This is a genomic window from Sphingomonas aurea (assembly GCF_030678875.1).
Taxonomy (GTDB): domain Bacteria; phylum Pseudomonadota; class Alphaproteobacteria; order Sphingomonadales; family Sphingomonadaceae; genus Sphingomonas; species Sphingomonas aurea.
In genome coordinates, this window is sequence record NZ_JAUUDS010000002.1 from 71795 (window position 1) to 93369 (window position 21575).

The 21575-nt window shown below is 65.8% G+C and carries 14 protein-coding genes and 1 pseudogene; 11 read left to right on the plus strand and 4 right to left on the minus strand.

Annotated elements, in window-relative coordinates:
- Nucleotides 1–107 precede the first annotated feature (107 nt).
- The 3 genes from Q5H91_RS06480 to Q5H91_RS06490 form a co-directional block, all read right to left on the minus strand.
- Nucleotides 108–2042: a BCCT family transporter gene (locus Q5H91_RS06480; RefSeq protein ID WP_305172483.1), complete on the minus strand. Its 1935-nt coding sequence runs from the start codon at nt 2040–2042 to the stop codon at nt 108–110.
- Between the two features lie 71 nt (nt 2043–2113).
- A complete protein-coding gene (locus tag Q5H91_RS06485; protein ID WP_305172484.1) occupies nt 2114–3814 on the minus strand; it encodes a hypothetical protein in 1701 nt (566 codons plus the stop codon).
- A gap of 226 nt (nt 3815–4040) precedes the next feature.
- Nucleotides 4041–5543: a PAS domain-containing protein gene (locus Q5H91_RS06490; protein ID WP_305172485.1), complete on the minus strand. Its 1503-nt coding sequence runs from the start codon at nt 5541–5543 to the stop codon at nt 4041–4043.
- A gap of 237 nt (nt 5544–5780) precedes the next feature.
- Between Q5H91_RS06490 and Q5H91_RS06495 the strand changes: the two genes are divergently transcribed.
- From Q5H91_RS06495 to Q5H91_RS06515, 6 genes and pseudogenes are all read left to right on the plus strand, one after another.
- Nucleotides 5781–7643, plus strand: coding sequence for a TIR domain-containing protein (locus Q5H91_RS06495; RefSeq protein ID WP_305172838.1), 1863 nt, complete (start codon nt 5781–5783; stop codon nt 7641–7643).
- Between the two features lie 278 nt (nt 7644–7921).
- Nucleotides 7922–8134 (plus strand): IS3 family transposase, encoded by a 213-nt coding sequence (locus Q5H91_RS16620; protein WP_305172852.1) that lies wholly within the window; start codon nt 7922–7924, stop codon nt 8132–8134.
- A 29-nt stretch (nt 8135–8163) separates the two neighbouring features.
- Nucleotides 8164–8922: pseudogene (locus Q5H91_RS06505) on the plus strand (alpha-hydroxy acid oxidase); the annotation flags it as partial.
- A 115-nt stretch (nt 8923–9037) separates the two neighbouring features.
- On the plus strand, nt 9038–9316 hold the full coding sequence (locus Q5H91_RS16530) for an alpha-hydroxy-acid oxidizing protein (RefSeq protein WP_370655242.1): 279 nt from the start codon (nt 9038–9040) through the stop codon (nt 9314–9316).
- A 271-nt stretch (nt 9317–9587) separates the two neighbouring features.
- Complete coding sequence (locus Q5H91_RS06510) at nt 9588–13169, plus strand: PAS domain-containing protein (protein WP_305172487.1); 3582 nt, start codon at nt 9588–9590, stop codon at nt 13167–13169.
- A 29-nt stretch (nt 13170–13198) separates the two neighbouring features.
- Nucleotides 13199–13552, plus strand: coding sequence for a response regulator (locus Q5H91_RS06515; protein ID WP_305172488.1), 354 nt, complete (start codon nt 13199–13201; stop codon nt 13550–13552).
- Between the two features lie 43 nt (nt 13553–13595).
- Here the strand turns inward: Q5H91_RS06515 and Q5H91_RS06520 are convergent, their stop codons facing one another.
- Nucleotides 13596–15377: an SLC13 family permease gene (locus tag Q5H91_RS06520; RefSeq protein WP_305172489.1), complete on the minus strand. Its 1782-nt coding sequence runs from the start codon at nt 15375–15377 to the stop codon at nt 13596–13598.
- 135 nt (nt 15378–15512) lie between these two features.
- Between Q5H91_RS06520 and Q5H91_RS06525 the strand changes: the two genes are divergently transcribed.
- From Q5H91_RS06525 to Q5H91_RS06545, 5 genes are all read left to right on the plus strand, one after another.
- Nucleotides 15513–15950, plus strand: a complete 438-nt coding sequence (locus Q5H91_RS06525) for a YidH family protein (RefSeq protein ID WP_305172490.1) — start codon at nt 15513–15515, stop codon at nt 15948–15950.
- A gap of 64 nt (nt 15951–16014) precedes the next feature.
- On the plus strand, nt 16015–16971 hold the full coding sequence (locus tag Q5H91_RS06530; protein ID WP_305172491.1) for a mechanosensitive ion channel family protein: 957 nt from the start codon (nt 16015–16017) through the stop codon (nt 16969–16971).
- A 314-nt stretch (nt 16972–17285) separates the two neighbouring features.
- Nucleotides 17286–17471 (plus strand): hypothetical protein, encoded by a 186-nt coding sequence (locus Q5H91_RS06535; RefSeq protein WP_305172492.1) that lies wholly within the window; start codon nt 17286–17288, stop codon nt 17469–17471.
- Between the two features lie 194 nt (nt 17472–17665).
- Nucleotides 17666–19144: an aminotransferase class I/II-fold pyridoxal phosphate-dependent enzyme gene (locus tag Q5H91_RS06540; protein ID WP_305172493.1), complete on the plus strand. Its 1479-nt coding sequence runs from the start codon at nt 17666–17668 to the stop codon at nt 19142–19144.
- Nucleotides 19145–19318: 174 nt separating this feature from the next.
- Nucleotides 19319–21391, plus strand: coding sequence for a catalase (locus Q5H91_RS06545; protein WP_305172495.1), 2073 nt, complete (start codon nt 19319–19321; stop codon nt 21389–21391).
- Nucleotides 21392–21575: the final 184 nt, after the last annotated feature.

Below are 21575 nucleotides of genomic sequence, written 5' to 3' on the forward strand. Positions count from 1 at the left end.
CTTGGGCGTGCCGCCAGGCGAGCACCTGTCCTCCGCTTAACTGCGGGCACTCATTCGCGCTGCCCTAAACAGCGAGGCGGTCAGCCCGCCTCGAGGCGTATCGCGGCTCAGCTACCCTGCCGATCGACCTTCATCTCGGCCAATCGCCAGCGCTCCATCTGCGTCAGCACGTCGTTTGCAATCTGGCTGGCCGTGAACCCGGTCAGATCCCGAAAGCCCGCTTCACCGTTCGTCTGCGCAGCGAGCATCCATGCCAGGCTTCGACGCTTCTCGGGTGCTTCCAGCGCCGTGTATGCGGCGAGCGGGCGCGACCGCGGCAACAGACGATAGATGAACGGCCGACCATCCGATCCGGTGATGGTGAGTTCGATCAAACTCTCGGAGCGTTCCAGTTGGCTGTCCGTCCAGCCCTCCCTCTCCATCGCCTCCTGAACCGACAGCAATGCCGGCCCGCCCTGCAGCCGCATCTGCTCGACGATGTCGGCGCGGCGGGCGGGCACCAGCAGCCGCTTGATCCGCTCGCTCATCGCCGGACCCTCGCCTGGCAGCATTACCCCTGCAAGATCCGCATTGGTCTGGCGGATCAGACCGGCGGCCAGCAGCAGCATGATGAAGCAGAAGGGCAGCGCAGCCAGCAAGGTCGCCGACTGCAAGGCACCGAGACCGCCTGCCACCAGCAGTAGCGTCGCAGTCGCCCCTAGCAGGATGCACCAGTACATACGCTGCCATCGCGGCGTCTCCTCGGCGCCGCCCGACGCCAGCGTATCGATCACCAAGGCGCCCGAATCTGCCGACGTCACGAAGAACACGGCGACAAGGAGGATCGCCAAGGTCGAGGTGACGCCCGCGGCAGGCAGATATTCCAGAAACTTGAACAGGGCGGTGGAAAGGTTCGCTTGCACCGCATCGGCGATGCCGCCGGCGGCACCGCCGAGATCGAGCGCGATGGCCGTGTTGCCGAACACCGTCATCCACAGGAAGGTAAAGGCGGTCGGCACGAACAGCACGCCGATAACGAACTCGCGGATGGTTCGCCCGCGCGAGATGCGCGCGATGAACATCCCGACGAACGGCGACCAGGCGATCCACCATGCCCAGTAGAACAACGTCCAGTCGGCCATCCACGCCCGCGGCTCGTACGCGTAGAGCGTGAAGGTCCGCATAACGAAGTGATCGAGGTACAGACCGAAATTCTGCACCAGCGCGCGCAGCAGGAACAAGGTCGGACCGACCGCCATCACGAACAGCATGAGCAAGACGGCGACGGTCAGGTTCAGCTCGGACAGGCGCCGGATCCCGCGGTCCGCCCCGCTCAGCACCGACAGCGTTGCCGCGCCCATCACCAGCACGATGACGATGATCTTCATCGTCGTCGTGTCGGGCAGACCATATTCATAGGCCAAGCCCGCCGTCATCTGCGACACGCCGAAGCCCAGCGACGTGGATACGCCGAAGACGGTGCCGCAGACCGCAAAGATATCGATTGCATCACCCAGCGGCCCGTTGATCCGCTTACCCAGGATCGGCGATAGTCCGGACCGTAGCGTCAAGGGCATGTCTTTGCGGTAGGTAAAATAGGCCAGGCTCATGCCGACCAGCGCATAGATCGCCCAGGCATGGACGCCGTAGTGGTGGAAGGTGATCGCCATCGCCTCACGCGCGGCGAGAATCGTGCCGCTCGGCGCCTCCGGTGGCGAGATGTAGTGCTGGATCGGCTCGGCAACCGCGAAATACATCAGGCCGATGCCCATGCCTGCCGCGAACAGCATGGCCAGCCACGATAAATAGGGGAAATCCGGCTCCGCATCATCCGGGCCGAGCTTCAGCTTGCCCGCCGGTCCGAAACCGAGCGCCAGCACGACCACGAGAAACACTGCGACCGCTGAGATGTAGAACCAGCCGAACGTGTCGATCGCCCAACTCTGCGCGGCTTTGAACGCTGCATCGGCGGTGCCCGGCATTGCGAGCGTCGTCGTCAACAGCAGGGCGATGATGCCGGAGGCACCCCAGAAAACCCGAGGATTGATTTCGCTCTTCATCATTCCAGTAGGTTCGGTTGTGTTCGTGAACGCCTGATACGCTTGTGCGTGCTTACCGCTGAGGATCCAACCCCTCAACCCGGCAGGCTGAGCGGCCGTGCCCTGGTCGTGCGGAGCCACTGAGAAACATCGGCGGTCAACAGTTCGGCCGTACGCCGGATCAGGCGACGCAATCCATCGAATCCCGGTGGCTCGTCCGCCACGATACGACGCAGCTCAACGAGTTGCTTCGCCAGAACGGAATTGCGCTCCGCGGCTCCCGCGAAGTCGCCTTGCATGCGGATGCCGTAAATGGCGGCACCTATCGCCGGCAGCGCCGCGCTGACCACTGTCACGCCGATCGGCAAGCTGTGATGCGCGCCGGGTGCATGCGAGAACGTCCAGACGAGCTCGATGCCGAGCACGCCCGCGCAGACCAGTGCGGTGGTCGTGAACAGCGCGCCGCCCAGGCGATGCAGCCTATGCTCCAGCTTGTGCATCCGCCCGGCCTCTCGCCGAACGTAGCCGATCTGATCGTCGAGCAATGCGGCGAGACTGGCATGCGCCTCTTCGAGATAGGCCCTGTCGATACGCGCGGATGGAAGACCGAGTCCCCGCGCAATGATCCGCCGCTCCTGTCCCGCGTAACCGGTATCCTGCCCCTGCGCTCCGCGCAGGAACAGGTCGCCAAGCATCGCGGACATCGAAAGGCAGCGGAGCTCCTCCGCGAGCGTGCGCTGATCCAGCCAGCGTCCGTGCCAACCCGCCCGCGATCCCCAACTGGTGATAAGAAGGATCATCGCAATGGACGCGAACTCGCCGGCAGCAAGGATCGGTTTGACGGCAACGGGCACGACTAGGCCGAACAGCGCCAGCGCGACCGCGAGCGCGGCAAGCGCGAAGCTACTGACAAACGCGCTGCGAAAGAGTTGCGCAGCGAGGCTGGCTTCGCAGTCTGCAGTGTCGAACCGTGGCCAGAGCTGTGCTTCAACTCGCGCCCGCATCGAGCGGATTGGTGAGCTGTCTGATACTCGCACGACCGGACACGGCCGACGGAGATCGGCGAACCGGAAGTGTCGGACCCCGGTGAGCGCCAGAAGCAGTGGATAGGCGATGGCGAAGAGCGGCGGCGTATCGCGGACGTTTCGACGACGCAGATTGTCCTCACTGGCCGGCCGAGCGGCACCAAGGCGTATCATCAGCCCTGGCAGATCGTTCAGGCTCCCTCGCGCAACCGTGTCGATCGCTTCCGGTCCGGTATCGTGCTGATTGAGGCCGCTCCAAAGCAGCGCTGGCGGGATCGAGGCATCGGGATGGACGACGACGACCGGGATCGCGTGCGCGACCGCCTCCGCAACGATCTGCGCCGCACCGCCGCGTCCGCGCGCCGGCCCGCCGTCCCACACGGCGATAAGGATGTCGCTCTGCGTTAGGACCACCCGCCCCGCCCGCTCGTAAGCGGCGGCCTCGCCGCCGGGTTCGTCCCGGCTGCCCGGCAGTTCGAGAACGTCGACAGACGCGTCCAGTCGCGCGCGCAGGTCTGCGGCGCCGGCATGGTCGAAGTCGTCGGCGTAGTTGGCACGGCCGAATGGCAGCACCGTATCAAGCTGCCATCCTCGCGCGAGCGCCGCGTCCGCCGCAAGCATGTCGGCACCCTCGGCCAGGCTGCCGACGAGCCGGAAGCTCTCCATCGGAGCCGCCCGCTCGATCGCGGCCATCACATCGACTAAGCGTCCGCCCAGCGCCGCGAGGTCAAACGCCGCCAGCCGCTCCAGGCGATGGCCGGTGATCCCCACTGCGACGGGCGCTGCGGTAGCACCCCTGGCGAGGACGATAGGCTGACATTTGACGTCCATTAGACGAGCACCGGCGCAATAGGGCCAGCACGGTTTTCCGCAGCCATGAAAGGCCGATACGGGTGACGAGACCGCTCCATTTTCGACACCTCCCGCGTTTTGGGGCCGAGGTAACCGGGATTGCGGCACCCGCCAAGGACGGTGTCGGCGAAGATCGCTAGCAGCATCAGACCAGCCGCCCGAGAGCCCTGGCAAGCACATCGCACTCCGCCTGTCGGTAGCTGTCCAACTCCTCTAGGAAGCGACCAGTAACGCGTAACCTCGATGGCGAGACGGGGTCTCGCAGCAGCCCGCACGCCTCCAGGCTCTCGACGATCCGGCCCACGTGCATTCGCGACACGTCGAAGCGGCTCGCATAGTCGGTGAGAGAAATGTCGATCCAGCCCTCGCCCGCGCCCCCGCGTCTCCCGATCGCGTCCACCGCGATCGACAGAGCAACCGCCTGCCCCCGCGCCATCGATGGCACGCCGTTCAGACGAATACCCAGCGCGTCCTCCCCGGCGGTAAGGTCGTCCAGCAGCGCCGCGGCGAAGGCAGCGAGCAAAGGCGTCGTCCGCGTCCCGTCCTTTTCCATCGCCTCCAGCGCCAGAACGGCGCGATAGTCGCTCGCGGCCATGCTCCTGAGGTCGATGGCGAGCAGCTCGGCGAAGGACTTTCTCATGGCAGCTTGCACGCGATAAGGCCTGATCCGACCGGCCTGAAACCGTCCGGCGACATCGACGAAGCCGATATCCTGCATGCGCGCCAACAGGCTGGCAGCACGACCGGCACTCATCAGTCCGGACTGACAGCTCAAGCCTTGCAAACGACGAGGATAGAACCCGCCGAGATGGTCCAGCCGGATCACGAGCAGACCGAGTGTCCGGCTCGGGAGATCGCGGAAGTTGCGGTGAAAGACCGGGTTCTGGTCGACGTGACGCGACGTTTCCAGGACCCAGCGCTGAAGAACCGAAGACGGCTTGATATCCGGTCCGCGGACGAGGTCGGCTTGCTCGCCAGTGAGCGCAGGGCCGATATGGGTCGACACAGTCGCGATGCGAGGTGCTGCCGCTGGCCGTAGCCGCTCGACCGTCGGCAGGGAGGACGCCCACGCAGCCTCCCGCTCCATCAACTGCGCGACAAGCTCCTCGAGCGTCTCGACCGATCGCCCCAGCGCCTGCACCATCGCGCGTTGCACCGGCGTCAGCGCAGTGTGCCCCAGCGCCTGCACCGTCGTTAGGATCGCGTCGGCAGGGGCCCTCAACCGATCGCCGACGTCTGCCAGCGTCTCTTCCAACGCGCGCTGCGCGATCCGTACCTCGTCCTCGCGGAGGCGGTGCACGGTGACATCGCGGGCGCGGCCCAGGATCACGTCGCCCACCCGCCCCGCACGCCACTGGAGGTGCCGGTAGTGCCCATCGCGACGCCGATACCGGTTCACGAAATCGACGACCTGACCGCATCGGTCGGCTTCCGCCATGCGCAGGAGCGTCGCGGGCACGTCGGCGGGATGGACGAGCGGCAGGAGAGGCGTATTCAGAACCTCGTCGGTCGAGAGCCCAAGCGTCGTTTCCCAGGCATGGTTCACGCGGACGAACCGCCCCTGCATGTCGCGCACGCACATCAGATCGGTAGCCCCATCGAACAGATTGAGCGACGGCTCTGCTTCGGGTTCCGTGGCGGCGATCATCGTCCTACAAGACTACCGCATCCCGGTCGATTTGGCGACGCTTGACAGCTGATCCGAGTTCTCACGTCCGAGCGTCCTAAATTTGTTCGGAGTGTCCCAGTTTTGTTCATGGGCGAACGGCCATGCCGAGGATAGCGATAAGTGGCTGATCCGGCGGAGTTGCTTGACGCTATCCGGCGATCCCGACAGCAATGCGCGGTGCGAGTAAAGGTGGGGGCTGCCGTGACCGAAGTATTCGTGTCGTATAAGTCGGAGGACCGCGCGCGTGTCGCGCCGCTGGTCGCCGCGCTCGAGGCGGACGGCGTCGGCGTCTGGTGGGATGCACATATCGGTGGCGGCTCCGAGTGGCGAGACTCGATCGAGAGCGAGCTCAACGCCGCGGCGTGCGTCGTCGTGGTGTGGAGCGAGCGGTCGACCGGACGAGAAGGCAGCTTCGTGCGCGACGAGGCGACGCGGTCGCTCAGGCGCGGCGCGTACCTGCCCGTCCGGATCGACCCGGTCGAACCCCCGCTCGGCTTTGGCGAGACGCAGGCATTGTCGCTGATCGGCTGGAAGGGCGACCGGACCGACCCGCAATATGTGGCGCTGCTGGCGGCGGTGCAGGCGGTCATCGCGGGCAAGCCGCGGCCGACCCCGCCGGCATATCAGCAGCCCAAGCGCGGCCTCGACCGGCGGCTGGTGATCGGCGGCGGCGTTGCCGCCATCGCGGTGGCGGGCGCCGGCGGTTGGTGGGCGCTTACTCGTGACGTCGCGCCCGGCGACAGCGTTGCGGTGCTGCCCTTCGCCAACCTCAGCGGCGATCCCGCGCAGGCGTTCTTCTCCGACGGCATCGCCGAGGAACTGCGCGACGCTCTAACTCGCATCGCCAGCCTGAAGGTCGCCGGCCGCAGCTCGTCCGAGCAGATGCGCGACGCCGACGCGCCGACCGCGGCGGCCAAGCTGGGCGTCGCCAGCATCCTGAGCGGCACAGTGCGCCGCGGCGCAGGGATGATCCGCATCAACGCCGAGCTGGTCGACGGCATCAGCGGGCTCACCCGCTGGTCGCAGGCCTATGACCGCGCGATCGGCGACACGCTGGCGATTCAGAGCGACATCGCCGACAGCGTTGCGGGCGCGCTCAAGATCGCGCTGGGCGGCGCGCAGAAGGCCCTGCTGGTGCAGGGCGGCACCAGCAACCCGGTTGCGCAGGAAGCCTATCTGCGCGGGTTGGCGCTCGCGCGGAAAAACAAGATCAAAGAATCGTTGCCGCAATTCGAGGCGGCAATCGCTGCCGATCCCAATTACGCTAAGGCTTATTTGTCGCTGGGTGGTAACGGCGCGGCATTGGCAAGCAACTCGCTCAGCGGGGCCGCGCTGCGCGCCAAGCTGGACGCGGCGGAACAGACCGTTCGCCATGCGCTGGCGCTGATGCCGGGTTCGGGCAAGCCATATGCGGCCCTGGGTTTGATCTTCCAGGGACGGCTCGATCTGCGTCGGGCCAGGGACGCCTACGACACGGCGTATCGCGCGCTGCCCGGCGACGCCACTGTGCTACGCACCAAGTCGCTTTTCGATTCGCTGATGGGCAATAGCGACGCGATCGGGCTCTACCAGCGTGCCATGACCCTCGACCCGCTACGAGCTGCGAACGGACGCTCTCAGGCGAACCTCCTATTTAACGTTGGCCGCTTAGACCAGGCGATCGTCGTCGCGCGAACGAACCTCGCCACGCTTCCTGACGACCCCTTCCTGCAGACGTTGATAGCGACGGTACAGCTCATCAAGGGTCAGGCAGCCGAGGCTGCGAGGACCGCAACGTTGGTGGCGACGGACGACCCGAACCGTCCGGCGGCGGACGTGGTCGGCGTTGCCGCCGTGAGTGGCCCGGCGGCCGATCGAGCGCTGTCCTCGTTCCTGGCGAACTACGGTGCCACGAACCTGTATGAGATCGCCCAGATTCACGGCTGGCGCGGCGAGCGTGACCTTGCCTTCGCCGCGATCGCGCGGGCGTGGGAGGAGCGCAATCCAGCGCTGATCCAGTTCAAGACCGACCCGCTGCTCGCGCCGATCCGCTCCGATCCGCGCTACGGCGAGTGGCTGAGGAAGATCGGCTTTCCGTAAGCGAAGTGGCGGCAGACGGTCGCGATCCTGCAATCGGCGGCGAGGACCCGAAAACGGTCATCCGTCATGACCGGCTCGCCACTTGCTTTCCGCCACTCGTTCACCCTTGAACTAGACGAACATTCTTCGGGGCAGTGCTTCGAAAATGCCGGCGCATCGTAGGAGCGTGAGCCCGCGCCGATCCGGGTCTTCGGTTCTACGCTGCGCCCGATCATATAATCCGAGCAATCGGTTCACCGCCGGAGATCGACGGACCTTTCACGCATTCTGGCTCCAGCATGACCACTCCCCAAATCCTTTCCATCGCGACGCTCATCGGCATGATGGCGCTCTTCCTGTGGGGTCGCTTCCGCTACGATGTGACGGCGATCCTGGCAGCGTTGGCCCGACGTGTCGATTACATCGAGCGCTTCTACAATCCGATCCGACGCCACTCGACCTTGGGTTATCTCAGTCCCATGCACTTCCAGCGGCAAGCCCAGTTAGCTTAACCTCGTGTACACAAACCGGCAGCAGCTCAATGTCCTCTCTTAGCCGTGCCAACAACGTAGCCGATCTTCGCTTGCTGGCGAGGCGCCGGCTGCCGCGACCGATCTTCGACTATATCGATGGTGGCGCGGATGACGAGGTTTCACTCCGTCGCAACGCAGGTGCGTTCACGGACTATGAGCTGGTCCCCGACGTTCTCAACGACGTCTCGGAGACCCGGACTGAGATCGAAATGTTCGGGCAATGTACGCGTTGGCCGCTGATGCTGGCGCCGACAGGCCTCACCCGCATGTTTCACGGCCAGGCCGAGCTTGCCGTGGCCCACGCGGCAGCGCGGCACGGATTGCTCTACAGCCTCTCGACCATGGGTACCACGCGCCTGGAAGACCTGGCGCAGGCGTTCGCCGGACCGAAGGTCTTTCAGATCTACATCTTCAAGGATCGCGGCCTTACGGCCGAATTCGTTGCGCGCTGTCGCGAAGCGGGCTTCCACGGTCTGGCGTTGACTGTCGACACTCCGGTTGCCGGCAATCGAGAGCGCGACCGGGTGAGCGGCCTGTCGCTGCCCCCGAAACTGACGCTGAAATCATTGTTCAGCTTTGCGGTTCACCCCTCCTGGTCCCTCCCCGCGCTGACCGGCTCCAAGTTCGACCTGGCGAACGTCAGCCACAAGGTCGACGCTCTGGCATCGGGGCCGATGAGCCTGTTCGACTATATCGGCGGCCAGTTCGACCGCTCGGTCGGCTGGCGTGATGTCGAATGGCTGGCACGCGAGTGGAACGGGCCGCTCGCCATCAAGGGGGTGATGACACCCGAGGACGCGCGCCGTTCGATCGCGTCGGGCGCGACCGATCTCCAATCACGGCGGGCGCCAACTGGATGGTGCGCCTGCCCCGGTCGATCAGATTGCGGCGGTACGCGATGCGGTGGGCGATGCGCCCGACGTGATCTGCGACGGAGGCATTCGGCGCGGCTCCGACGTGGTGAAGGCGTTGGCACTCGGCGCAACCGCCTGCTCGATCGGACGCCCCTACCTATATGGCCTGGCAGCGGGCGGTGAGCGCGGCGTCGACCGGGCCCTGACGCTGCTGGGCGAGGAGTTCCAGCGCACCCTGATGCTTGCGGGGATCAACGATGTCGCGAGCATATCGCGTCGTCATATCCGCAGGCGGCCACGCGGCTGAGGTCGATCGTCTTCGACCGTCTAGCGTCGGCTTGAAGCGCCAGGCCGAAGATCGGCATCGTACCGTCGAGGGAAATCCGGCCCGACCATTCACGCCGCCCGCCGGCGACGAACAGCCCTGGGCCAAACAGAAACGCCCCAAGCTACCACGCACGGTTCAAATGGTTTATCGACTATCAACGGCAACGCCGTTTCCTGCACTCTCTGGTGTGACGACCGCCTTGCCCCACGCCCTGCACAGCGACACCGCCTTTCTCGATTTTCCCGGTGAGATGGCCCGCCTGATCCGCGAGAAAGACTGGAGCGACACCCCGTTCGGTCCGATCGCCGGTTGGTCGACCGCGCTTCGTTCGGCCGTCAGCATCATCCTCGGCTCGCGCTTCCCGATGGTGCTCTACTGGGGAGAGACACGGGCGCTGATCTATAACGATGCCTGGTCGCCGGTGCCGGGGCAGAAGCACCCCTGGGCGCTGGGCCGTCCGGGCTATGAGGTGTGGGCGGAAATCTGGGACATCATCGGCCCGATGTTCGATCAGGTGATGACGCAGGGCACCGCCACCTGGTCGGAGGACCAGCTCCTGCCGCTCAATCGCTTCGGCTATGTCGAGGAATGCTACTTCTACTACAGCTACTCGCCTGTCCGCGGTGAAGGCGGGCAGGTCGAGGGTGTGTTCACCGCGGTCACCGAGACGACGTACCGCGTGCTCGCCGAACGACGGGAACGCCTGCTCCGCGAAATCTCCGAAGCGACATCGCACACGCGCTCGCCGGATGATGCAGGCCGCGTCGCTGCCGAGCGGATGGCCGGTCTGCCCGAAGAGGCGCCGTTTTTCCTGGTGTATCTGCGTGACGACGACGGCACGTTGAACCTCGTCGGCAAGGCGGGCGACATCGAAGGCGATGATCTAGCCCCTGCTACGATCCCGGCGGGCACGCATCCGATCTGGCCGTTCGAAACGGTGCTGCGGAGCGGCAACCCCGAGCGCCTGGAGGATCTGGCGGACCGCTTCGCGGGCAGGCTCGCCGGAACACCGTGGCCGGAACCGGTCGAACAGGCCCTGGTCGTCCCCATCGCGAGCAGCCGTCCAGAGGCACCGTTCGGTTTTCTGGTCGCCGGGCTCAGTCCCCGGCGTCGGCTCGATGCCGATTACCAGACGCTCTTCGAGCGTGTCGCCGGCCATATCGGCACGGCAGCGACGAATGCCGAGGCCTATGCCGAGGAGAAGCGGCGGGCAGAACAGCTTGCCGAGCTGGACCGCGCCAAGACCGCCTTCTTCTCGAACGCCAGCCACGAGTTCCGCACCCCGCTGACGCTGATGCTGGGGCCGGTGGAGGATATGCTGGCCCGCGCGGACGGACAGGCGCGGGAGGAGCTGGCGCTGGTCCAGCGCAACGGCCAGCGCCTGCTGCGACTGGTCAACACGCTGCTCGATTTCAGCCGGATCGAGGCTGGACGGGTGCGCGCGGCGTTCGAGCCTGTCGACCTCGCCGCCTATACCGCCGATCTCGCCTCCACCTTCCGCTCGGCGATGGACCGCGCAGGACTGTCGTTCACGATCGACACGGGCGCGCTCGACCAGCCCGTCTGGATCGACCGCGACATGTGGGAGAAGATCGTCCTCAACCTCATCTCCAACGCGTTCAAATATACGCTGGAGGGCGGCGTGACCGTCAGGCTGCGCGCCGATGGCGATGCCGCACGATTGGAGGTGATCGACACCGGCGTCGGCGTGCCGGAGGCGGAGTTGCCGCGCGTTTTCGACCGTTTCCATCGGATCGAAGGCCAGCAGGGCCGGACCCATGAAGGCACCGGCATCGGCCTCGCGCTGGTCAAGGATCTCGTTCAGTTGCACGGCGGGACGGTCGATGTCGAAAGCCCGACCGGCAAGGGAGCGACCTTTGCCGTCACCGTGCCGTTCGGCCGCGCGCATGTGCCCGCGGACGCGCCGCCCGCCCCCGGCCAGCTATCGACCGCGACCCGCGCCGATACCTTCGTTGCCGAGGCGTTGCGCTGGTTGCCCGGCGGAAGCGGCGAGGAAGCGTCACCGACCCTCGACGATCAGGGTACCAGCGAACCGCTGCGCGGGCAGACGATCCTGCTCGCCGACGATAATGCCGACATGCGCGGCTATGTCGAACGGCTGCTGACGACCGCAGGCTATCATGTGGTGGCGGTGGCGGACGGCGAGGAAGCGGCGGAGCGCGCATTGGATGTCGCGCCCGATCTGGTCCTGTCGGACGTCATGATGCCTAGGCTCGACGGATTCGGCCTCATCCAGCGCCTGCGCGGAGCGGCGGATACCGCCGACCTGCCGATCATCCTCCTGTCGGCCCGCGCCGGCGAAGAGGCGGCGATCGAGGGCATCGAGGCGGGGGCCGACGACTATCTGGTGAAGCCATTCGCCGCCCGCGAGCTTCTCGCCAAGGTCGAAGGTGCGATCCGCCTGGCGCGGTTGCGCGGCGAGAACGCGGCCGAGTTGCGGGAGGCAAACCGTCAGCTCGCCGATCGGGAGAGTTTCCTGACCGGGGTGCTGGCCAGCTCCACCGATTGCATCAAGGTGCTCGACCTCGATGGCCGCATGACCTTCATGTCCGAGGGTGGGCAGCGCATCATGGAGGTGAGCGACTTCAACGCGGTCGCCGGCTGTCCATGGCCAGACTTCTGGACCGGCATCGGCAACGATCAGGCGAAGGCGGCGCTCGAGGCGGCGCGGGCGGGTGAGACGCGCAACTTCATCGGTCACGCCAAGACCTTTGCCGGGTCACCGCGGTGGTGGGACGTGGCGGTCAGCCCGATCCGGGGCGCGGATGGCAAACCGGAACGCATCCTGTCGGTATCGCGCGACATCACCGCGTCGCGGGAGAATGAGGAGGAGCGCAACCAGCTTGCCCGGATCGTCGAGAACAGCGCCGACTTCATCGGCATGGCGCGGGCCGATGGCACGTCCTTCTTCCTCAACGATGCCGCACGTCGGCTCGTCGGACTGGAAGACGCCGACGTTGCCGACGTTTCGATCACTGATTATTTCCCGCCCGAAGAAGCACGCATCGTCGCGCAGGAGATCCTGCCGCACGTCGACAGCGTCGGCTCCTGGTCGGGCGAGCGCACGTTCCGCCATTTCCGTTCGGGCGAGCTGATCCCGGTGCTATGCACGATCTTCCCCGTCACCGACAGCGACGGCGGTCATATCGGCTACGGCACGGTCACGCGCGACATTCGTGAGCGCAAGCGCGCCGAAGAGCAGCAGCAGCTTCTCAACAACGAGCTGGGCCATCGGCTGAAGAACGTGCTGACCGTCGTCCAGTCCGTGGCGTCGCAGACGCTGCGCCAGGCAGACAGCACGACATCGGCTGCGCGCGCCCTCGCCTCGCGGCTTTCGGCCCTGGGGGAGGCGACCAATGTCCTGACCGCCAGTTCATGGGAGTCGGCCGACCTGCTGCAACTCGTCAGCAAGGCGATGGCGCCGCATGGCGGTCTTGGCGACCGTATCCGGGCGTCCGGGCCGAAGATCGTCCTTCACGCGCAAGTGACGCTCGCGCTGGCGCTGGCCCTCCATGAGCTGGCGACCAATGCGGCCAAGTACGGTGCATTGTCGACACCCGATGGTCATGTCGAACTTGCCTGGTCTGTAACGGATGGAGCGAAAGGCGAGGATCGCCGTTTCGCCATGTCCTGGAAGGAGATCGGCGGGCCTGAAGTCCATATGCCGACGCGGCGAGGTTTCGGTTCGACGATGATCGAGCGTTCGCTGCGTGCCTATTTCCGGGGTGACGCGCAGATCGCCTATCCGGCGACCGGTGTGGAGTTCGAGATGCAATGTCCGCTTGGCGAAGCGGGCACGGTGAGCGAGTAAGCGCAGTGGGTCAGAGCAAACCGATCGACATGAACACGATCCTCATCGTCGAGGATGAGGCGATCGTGCGGTTCGAGCTGATCGACTTCTTCGAAGACGAGGGATACCGCGTGTTCGAGGCGGAGAACGCCGATGACGCGATCGCCGTCCTTGAGCGCAACAGCACCATCCGCATCGTCCTGACCGATATCGACATGCCCGGATCGATGGATGGACTGAAGCTGGCGCATTATATCCGCAAGCGCTACCCGCCGACATTGCTCCTGATCGCCTCGGGGCGGGTGTCGGTATCGCAAAGCGAGCTGCCGGATTACAGCGTCTTCCTGTCCAAGCCGTTCGACCCGACCCGCCTCATGCGTACGATCGACGACATGACCCGCTGAGATACCTCGAAGATAATCTTTCCAGCTAGTGCGATCTCGTGGCCTACCCTCCCTGAAGCGGCCAGAAGAACGCGATCAGCGGGACGCCCAGCACGATCACCATGATTGACAGCGGCAACCCCAGCCGCGCATAGTCACCGAACCGGTAACCGCCCGGTCCCATCACCAGCGTGTTGCACTGATGGCCCACCGGGGTGAGAAAATCGCACCCCGCCCCCGTCGCTACCGCCATCAGAAAGGGATCCGGATTGAGGCCGATCTGCTTGGCCACCATCGCCGCGATCGGTCCCAGGACAAGAACGGTCGGCGCGTTGTGCAGGAAGGGCGCGATCACCATCGCCGCCAGCATCAGCGCGCCCAGCGCGACTATCGGTGCATGCCCTTGGAGCAGAGGCGCGAGGAGATGCGCGACATAGTCGGTGCCGCCGGTCCGCTGCACCGCTTCGCTGATCGGGGTAAGCGCACCGATCAGCACCAGCACGCCTGGTTCGAGGGCACCATAGGCCTCGCGCATCGGCAGCGCACCGATCACCACCATCAGGAGCGCCGCGCCGAAGAAGCCCGCGACCACCGGCACCACGCCCCATGCGATCAGCAGGATGGCAACGATCAGGATCGCGATGGTTGCGGCTGCCTTGCGCGGATTGCCCAGCTTCACCTCGCGTTCGGCGAGTGGCAGCAGCGAGAGCGAGCGCAAGGCCTCGGGCAGCGCACCTTCACCGGCGCGGATCAGGAGAACGTCGCCCGCGCGGATGGTCACGTCGCGCAGCCGCTCGGTCACGGTCCGGTCCTGCCGGCTGATGCCGAGCAGCTTGACGCCATAGCGTTCCTGCAACCTCGCACGCCGCGCATTGCCGCCGATCAGGTCGGAACCTGGCTGCACCACCGCCTCGATCGTGCGCACCTCCTCGTTCTTGCCCTCGGTCTCGACGTCTTCGTCCGCCTGCGCCGACTCGAGGGGAAGCCGACCGAAGGCGTCGGCAAGCGCTGCGTCGGTGCCCTCCAGCACCAGCACGCTGCCGGGCTCCAACGCGTGTTCATCCGTGACCTCCACACGCCGGCCATCGGCCCCGATCAGGCCCACCGCCGTTACCCCGTGCTTCGGCAGGTCAAGGTCGCCGACGGACTTCAACCCGTCCGGCAACTCGGCCGCGATCGTCGCTTCGGTCGAGAAGAACGTCTCCGCATTCGCCTGGCCCAGCGCCTCGCGGCCCTGCCGGTCGCGCGGGAGGATACGCCACGCCACGCTGAGGTAGAGGAATGCGACAAGGGTGAGCGACAGCCCGACCGGTGCGAAGTCGAACATGCGATAGGGCTTGCCCATCAGCTCCTCGCGTACCTGGCTGACGATGATGTTGGTCGAGGTGCCGACCAGCGTCGACAGGCCGGCGACCAGCGAGATGAACGCCATCGGCATCAGGATCGCGGAACTCGCGCCGTCCTTCTCGCGGCCGGCGCGGATCGCCGACGGTAGCAGGATAGTCAGGGCGCCGACATTCTTGGTAAGAAGCGACAGCGCGCCCGTCGCCGCGACGAAGAACGGCACGCGAAGCGACAGCCGCCCGATCCGCTTCAACGCCGGGGCGATCAGGCCATCGACGACGCCGGAGCGGGCGATCGCCGCGCTGATGACGAGCGCGGCGGCAATGATGACGACGACATCGCTGGTCAGCCCGGTAAAGGCCTGCTTGATCGGCACCAGTCCCAGCGCGACCGCGACCATGAGCGCGACGAGCGACACGACGTCGTAGCGGAACCGTCCCCAGGCGAAGAACAGCATCGTCACACCGATGATGGAGAAGGAGAGTATCTGCGGTGTGGTCAAAGGCGATCCGATCGTCTTGGGGCTGCGCCGAGCATAAGCGCGTCGTCGGCCCTTGCGCCAGCGCGGCCGCCGCCTGAATCTGACGTCCCGATAACCTGGTTGGCACAGGATTTCCGCCCGATCGTTCAGCGCCGCATGGATGACGACAAGGCCGCGGCAAGAACGCACCAGAAGATCGCACAGTCGGCCGCCGTGCTGAAGGACAGCGCGGTCGAACAGGTGGACAGCGCCGATCGGCGGACGGAACTCGCGGCCGATCGAACGATCCTCGCCGCAGAGCGGACCTACGCCGCCTGGGTGCGAACCGGGCTTGCGGCGCTCGCCTCCGGGGTCGGCGCGCGCGGGTTGCTGGTGGACGTCGTTCCATCCTGGCTGAGCCGGAGCGCCGGCGGCTTGCTGGCGCTGTTCGCCGCCTTCTGCTTCGTCGCCGCTGTCTGGCGCGAGATCGCGCCGAGTGTCCGTCCGCCGACACCCCGCGTCCGGCGTCTGCCCCAGGCATTGCTGGTGGCAGTCAACGGCTTCCTGGTACTCGTGGCACTGGCCGCCTTGATCGGGATTGTCGCCACCGATTGACAGGTGCGACGGTTCCGGTCGCCCAGGTCCGGAACCGGTGTGCGGGCCGGCCTGTTCCCGCTCCATGAAGCCTGTGACGCCGCCACCCATCCGCAATCCGCTCGACCTCATCGTCGCCAAATTGCACGACACCGCGAACGGCTTCTTCCTCCAGCTGCCCAACATTCTGGGCGGCATCGTCTTCCTGCTCGTTGCATGGGGTGTGGCGCATTTCGCAGCGCGCGGCATCCTCCGACTGTTCGGGCGACGCGATCATGGCGACCTCGGCAGCGTACTGGGCTCGATCGCATTCGGCGCGATCATGATCGCCGCCGTGCTGATTGCCAGCGTCATCGTTTTCCCCAGCGTCAAGCCTGCGACGATCATCTCCTCGCTCGGCATCGGCTCGGTCGCGATCGGCTTTGCGTTCAAGGATATCCTGCAGAACCTGCTCGCCGGTATCCTGCTGCTCATCAATCGCCCGTTCCGACGCGGCGACCAGATCGCGGTCAAGGACTTCGAGGGGACGGTCGAGCATATTCAAAGCCGCGCGACGCTCATCAAGACCTATGACGGGCGGCGGGTCATCATTCCCAATTCGGACATCTACACCTCGCCGGTGACGGTCAACACCGCCTTCCCGACGCGGCGGGACAGCTATGATATCGGCATCGGCTACGGCGACGATCCGGCCGCCGCCGCCGCGCTGTTCGCCGAGGCGATCCGCAACATCGACGGCGTCGAGCAGACCCCGGCGCCGGAGGCACTGCCCTGGGGCCTCGACGCGAGTTCGGTGACGTTGCGGGCGCGCTGGTGGACCAAGTCCAAGCGTAGCGACATGGTCCACCTGAAGGCGCAGATCGTCCTGGCGATCTGGCGCACGGCGCGCGAGCACGGCATCGATCTGCCCTATCCGACGACGCAGATCCTGTTCCACGACCAGACCGAGGCGACCGATGGCGACCGCACTCGCCAGCGCGAAGGCTGGCCTGCGGGCGATGCGCCACCGCCTGCCGAACGGGCGAAGGAGACGCCAGGGTGACCGACGCGGTCGGCTCGCGTTGGCGATTGCGGCAGGCGTGATCCGGTAGACGGATCGGGTCTGGTGATCGACTTCGGCATGTCCTCGCACTTCCGGATGACCGTGCCCGGGTAGATACAGCGCCCGTTCGGTCGTGGTCGGTATGCGGCAAATCACGCGCGCGACGCGCACCAGCGCTGCGAGCCTCAGCGGCTCTATTGCCGTCGATGCGATATCTCGCCCGGGCTGACGAGCCACGAGGATAACGGGACCGAATTACAATTTGGACGGTTTAGGTCGAACCACTTGATCGTGCGTCAAAGAAAGGACCGAGTATGAGCATCGAGGGTAAGGCGAAAGAAGCTGCCGGGTTCGTCAAGGAAGAGATGAACGAACACAAGGACACGCCGGAAGGAAAGGCGAAGGCTCAGGAAGGGCGCGACCTGCGGAACGAAGGACGTGTCGAGGACGGCAAAGCTCCCAAGACCACCGAACCCGGCACGGGCCATAAAGAAGACTGATACAATGGTACTGCCCTCGTTTAAACGGGGGCAGACCGTTAGATCCGGAGTCCGACGCCGACGCTCCCAGCCGTTCGATATCATAACGTTGCATCCCTGACGCAGACTCCCGGTCATACGAGCGGCGCAAATCTGCAGAACAATCAAATCTCGTCATCTCGCTTCATCCTGCGCTGTCGCGCGTTCTCCGCTGCATGGATCAGAAGCAAACCCCCATTCTCGAGGCGCTGGCGAGGATGGAGCACCGGCCGGTTCGCGGCTTCGGGGCGCCCGGCCACAATCTGGGTCGCAGTGCCGCACGAGACCTGCGCAAGCTGCTCGGCTCGCGCGTCTTCCAGGCGGATATCATCACTCCCAAGGGGCTCGACGACCGAACCGAGGGTGCCCATGTCGTTCAGCGGGCGCATGAGATCGCGGCCGAGGCGTGGAACGCGGATTTCTGCCGGTTCGTCACCGGCGGATCGACGCTCAGCCTCCACATGGCATTGGCCGCGGTTGCCCGCGCCGGCGACACCGTTCTGTTCGCTGCCAACGTCCACAAGGCGGAGCGAGCGCATGCGCTCGCGGCGGGGCTGGACGCGCGCATAGTGCCGGTGATCGTCGACGACAGCTGGGACGTCGAGCACGGCGTCGATCCGGCCGCGCTCGCCGCCGCACTCGATGCTAATCCCGGCGCCAAGGCATTCGTCCTGGTGTCGCCGACCTATTACGGCGTGACCAGCGACATCGCTGCACTGGCCGACCTCTGCCACGCGCGCGGTGTGCCCCTGATCTGCGATGCCGCGTGGGGCGGCGCTTTCGCCTTCTGCGAGGCGCTGCCGCACGATGCACTCACCAAAGGTGCGGACGTGGCCGTCTACAGCATGCACAAGACCATGGGAGCGCTGACCCAAGGGTCGGCGCTGCTCGCACGCGGCGAACTTGTCGACCGGCAGCGGCTGTGGATGGCCTACGAACTCTACGAGACGACAAGTCCCTCGGTGCCGATCCTGGCCAGCCTCGACGCCGCCCGGCGCGACCATGCCGTCGATGGCGAGAAGACGTGGCGCGCGACGATCGAGCGGGCCTCCGACCTGCGTACACGGCTGGCCGCGATCGACGGCCTGCGTGTCCTCGCCGAGGAAGACATCCCGTCGGGATGCCAGCTCGACCCCACGAAGGTCCTGATCGACGTGTCGGCGCTGGGCATCTCGGGCTACGCGATCGACGACTGGCTGAACGAGCATCACCGGCTCTGCGTCGGCCTCTCCGATGCCCGCCACCTGCTCGCCGTCGTCTCGGTCGGCACGACCACCCGCGACGTGCGGGCGCTGACGAAGGGTCTGCTGGACTGCGTGACGCGCCTTCGCGCCGGCGACCTGACGCTCGCGGCCGCGGCCGATGCTCCCCGGATCAAGACACTGGCGACGGAGATGGCGGCACCACCCGCCGATGCGTTCTTCGGAGCTGTCGAGGCGATCGCGCTGGAAGAGGCGGCGGGACGGATCGCAGCGGAAATCATCGCTCCCGCCCCGCCGGGAGTGCCCCGCCTCGTCCCGGGCCAGCGGATCAGCGCCGAGCACGTCGCCTGGCTGGCGGCCAATCGCGACGCGGGCATATTTCTGCTCGACCCGACAGACCCGAGCGATGTAACGATCCGATGCGTCGCAGACAGCGACCTGCCGCGAGGTTGACCCCTGAGCAGCCATCGAATGCAATGATATCGTGCCGCGCAGATCGGGCTCTTGCTGATGAAGGGGCATAAGCGCCCTCAATCCCACCCCTTCGACCAAAGCATTCGCAGGTGAGACGTTCGGCGCGCTGGTTCGTTCAGGCAGAGAGCCACGGCTGGCGGACAAGGAACCCACATGAGCGACATGACGACCACCACCGGCAACGGCGGCGAACCCCATCAGCGCGCGGGCGACGGCGCGGCGGTGCTGACCACCAACCATGGTGTGCCGATCAGCGACAATCAGAACAGCCTGAAGTCCGGCGCTCGCGGGCCGACGCTGCTGGAGGATTTCGTCCTTCGCGAGAAGATCTTCCACTTCGACCATGAGCGGATCCCCGAGCGCATCGTTCACGCCCGTGGCTCCGGCGCGCACGGCGTGTTCGAGGCAACCGCCGACATCAGCGACCTCTCGAAGGCGGCGGTATTCACCAAAGGCGAACAGACCGAAGTGTTCGTCCGCTTCTCGACCGTCGCCGGCGGCGCCGGGTCGGTCGACACGCCGCGCGACGTTCGCGGCTTCGCGGTCAAGTTCTACACCCGCGAGGGCAATTGGGATCTGGTCGGCAACAACATTCCGGTCTTCTTCATCCAGGACGCGATCAAGTTTCCCGATCTCGTTCACTCGGTGAAGATGGAGGCCGATCGCGCCTATCCCCAGGCGGGCAGCGCGCACGATACCTTCTGGGACTGGGCGAGCCTGATGCCCGAGACGACGCACATGCTGATGTGGGCGATGTCGGACCGCACCCTGCCCCGCTCGTTCCGGACCATGGAGGGGTTCGGCGTCCACACCTTCAAGCTGGTCGATGCCGGCGGCAAGGCGAGCTTCGTCAAGTTCCACTGGAAGCCGCGGCTCGGCCTGCAATCGACGATTTGGGACGAGGCGCTGAAGCTCCAGGCCGCCGACAATGATTACCAGCGCCGGGATCTTTGGGAAGCGATCGACACGGGCGCGTTCCCGCAGTGGGATCTTGGCATTCAGGTGTTCGACCAGGCCTTTGCCGAGGCGCAGCCCTATGACGTGCTCGACGCGACCAAGCTGATCCCCGAGGACGATGTGCCGGTGCGGATCATCGGCACGCTGACGCTGAACCGCAATCCCGACAACTTCTTCGCCGAGACAGAGCAGGTGGCGTTCCTGCCCACCAACATCGTGCCGGGAATCGACTTCTCGAACGACCCGCTGCTGCAGGGGCGGCTGTTCAGCTATCTGGACACGCAGAATTCACGGCTGGGGACGACCAACTTCCACCAGATTCCGATCAACGCGCCCCGCTGCCCGTTCGGCAATTTCCAGCGCGACGGCAAGATGCAGACCCAGGTGCCCAGGGGTCGCGCCAATTACGAACCCAACAGCCTTGCCGCCCACGGCGAGGATGGTGGCCCGCGTGAGAGCGTCGAGCGCGGCTTCGCAACGGTGAACGCGCCGACCGGAGCAGACGAGCAGGGAGACAAGCTGCGCATCCGCGCCGAGCTGTTCGCTGACCACTATAGCCAGGCACGCCTGTTCTATCGCTCCCAGACAGAGAGCGAGCAGGCGCATATCGCATCGTCCTTCGTGTTCGAACTGTCGAAGGTCGGTGTGCTCGAGCAGGTACCGCCGCGGATGGTCGCCAACCTGCGCAACGTCGACGAGGACTTGGCAAAGCGTGTCGCAGACGGGCTCGGCATCGACCTGCCGGATAAGGCGCCGGCCGCGCGCGAGCCGGTCGACATGGCCCCGTCCGACGCGCTGTCGATCCACAAGAACATGAAGGACACGCTGGAAGGGCGGAGTGTCGGCATCCTCTTTACCGATGGCAGCGACGCCACCGCGATCGACGCAGTGGTCGCCGCCGTCGAGGCGGAAAAGGGCAAGGCCGTCCTCGTCTCGCCCAAGGTCGGCGGCGCGACCCTGAGCGACGGATCGAAGCGCAAGGCGGATGGGCAGCTCGCCGGAACGCCAAGCCAGATCTTCGACGCGGTCGCGATCATCGTCTCGAAAGAAGGCTGCAAGGCCCTGCTGAAAGAGGCCGCGGCGGTGCAGTTCGCGATGGACGCGTTCGGTCACCTGAAGGCGATCGGTGCCAGCGATGCAGCCAAGCCGTTGCTCGACAAGGCCGGTGTCGAACCGGGTGTCGGCATTACCGGGCTGGACGCCAACTTTATTTCCGCAGCCAGCCAACGCTTCTACCCCCGCGAACCCGGCGTGCGCATGCTGGCGTGACTCGAACGGCGAGCCGGCCCCGCCGGCTCGCCCCACCTGAATGCTGTGACCTGCCCGATGTTGGGCAGTTAGGACCCAACACCGGACATTCAGCGACTATCGGAGCTGCCAGGAAGCGGATGCCCGTTCATGCCGCTACCCCCAGGCGCTAATCGCCTTTCCGCTGTTGCAATGCGCATGTCGT

Excerpts from the sequence above, each read along its gene's own strand:
- Q5H91_RS06540 (WP_305172493.1), top strand. The coding sequence starts at position 17,666 with ATGGATCAGAAGCAAACCCCCATTCTCGAGGCGCTGGCGAGGATGGAG.
- Q5H91_RS06480 (WP_305172483.1), bottom strand. The coding sequence starts at position 2,042 with ATGATGAAGAGCGAAATCAATCCTCGGGTTTTCTGGGGTGCCTCCGGC.
- Q5H91_RS06545 (WP_305172495.1), top strand. The coding sequence starts at position 19,319 with ATGAGCGACATGACGACCACCACCGGCAACGGCGGCGAACCCCATCAG.
- Q5H91_RS06535 (WP_305172492.1), top strand. The coding sequence starts at position 17,286 with ATGAGCATCGAGGGTAAGGCGAAAGAAGCTGCCGGGTTCGTCAAGGAA.
- Q5H91_RS06490 (WP_305172485.1), bottom strand. The coding sequence starts at position 5,543 with ATGATCGCCGCCACGGAACCCGAAGCAGAGCCGTCGCTCAATCTGTTC.
- Q5H91_RS06510 (WP_305172487.1), top strand. The coding sequence starts at position 9,588 with ATGGCCCGCCTGATCCGCGAGAAAGACTGGAGCGACACCCCGTTCGGT.
- Q5H91_RS16620 (WP_305172852.1), top strand. The coding sequence starts at position 7,922 with ATGACCACTCCCCAAATCCTTTCCATCGCGACGCTCATCGGCATGATG.
- Q5H91_RS06515 (WP_305172488.1), top strand. The coding sequence starts at position 13,199 with ATGAACACGATCCTCATCGTCGAGGATGAGGCGATCGTGCGGTTCGAG.
- Q5H91_RS06525 (WP_305172490.1), top strand. The coding sequence starts at position 15,513 with ATGGATGACGACAAGGCCGCGGCAAGAACGCACCAGAAGATCGCACAG.
- Q5H91_RS06530 (WP_305172491.1), top strand. The coding sequence starts at position 16,015 with ATGAAGCCTGTGACGCCGCCACCCATCCGCAATCCGCTCGACCTCATC.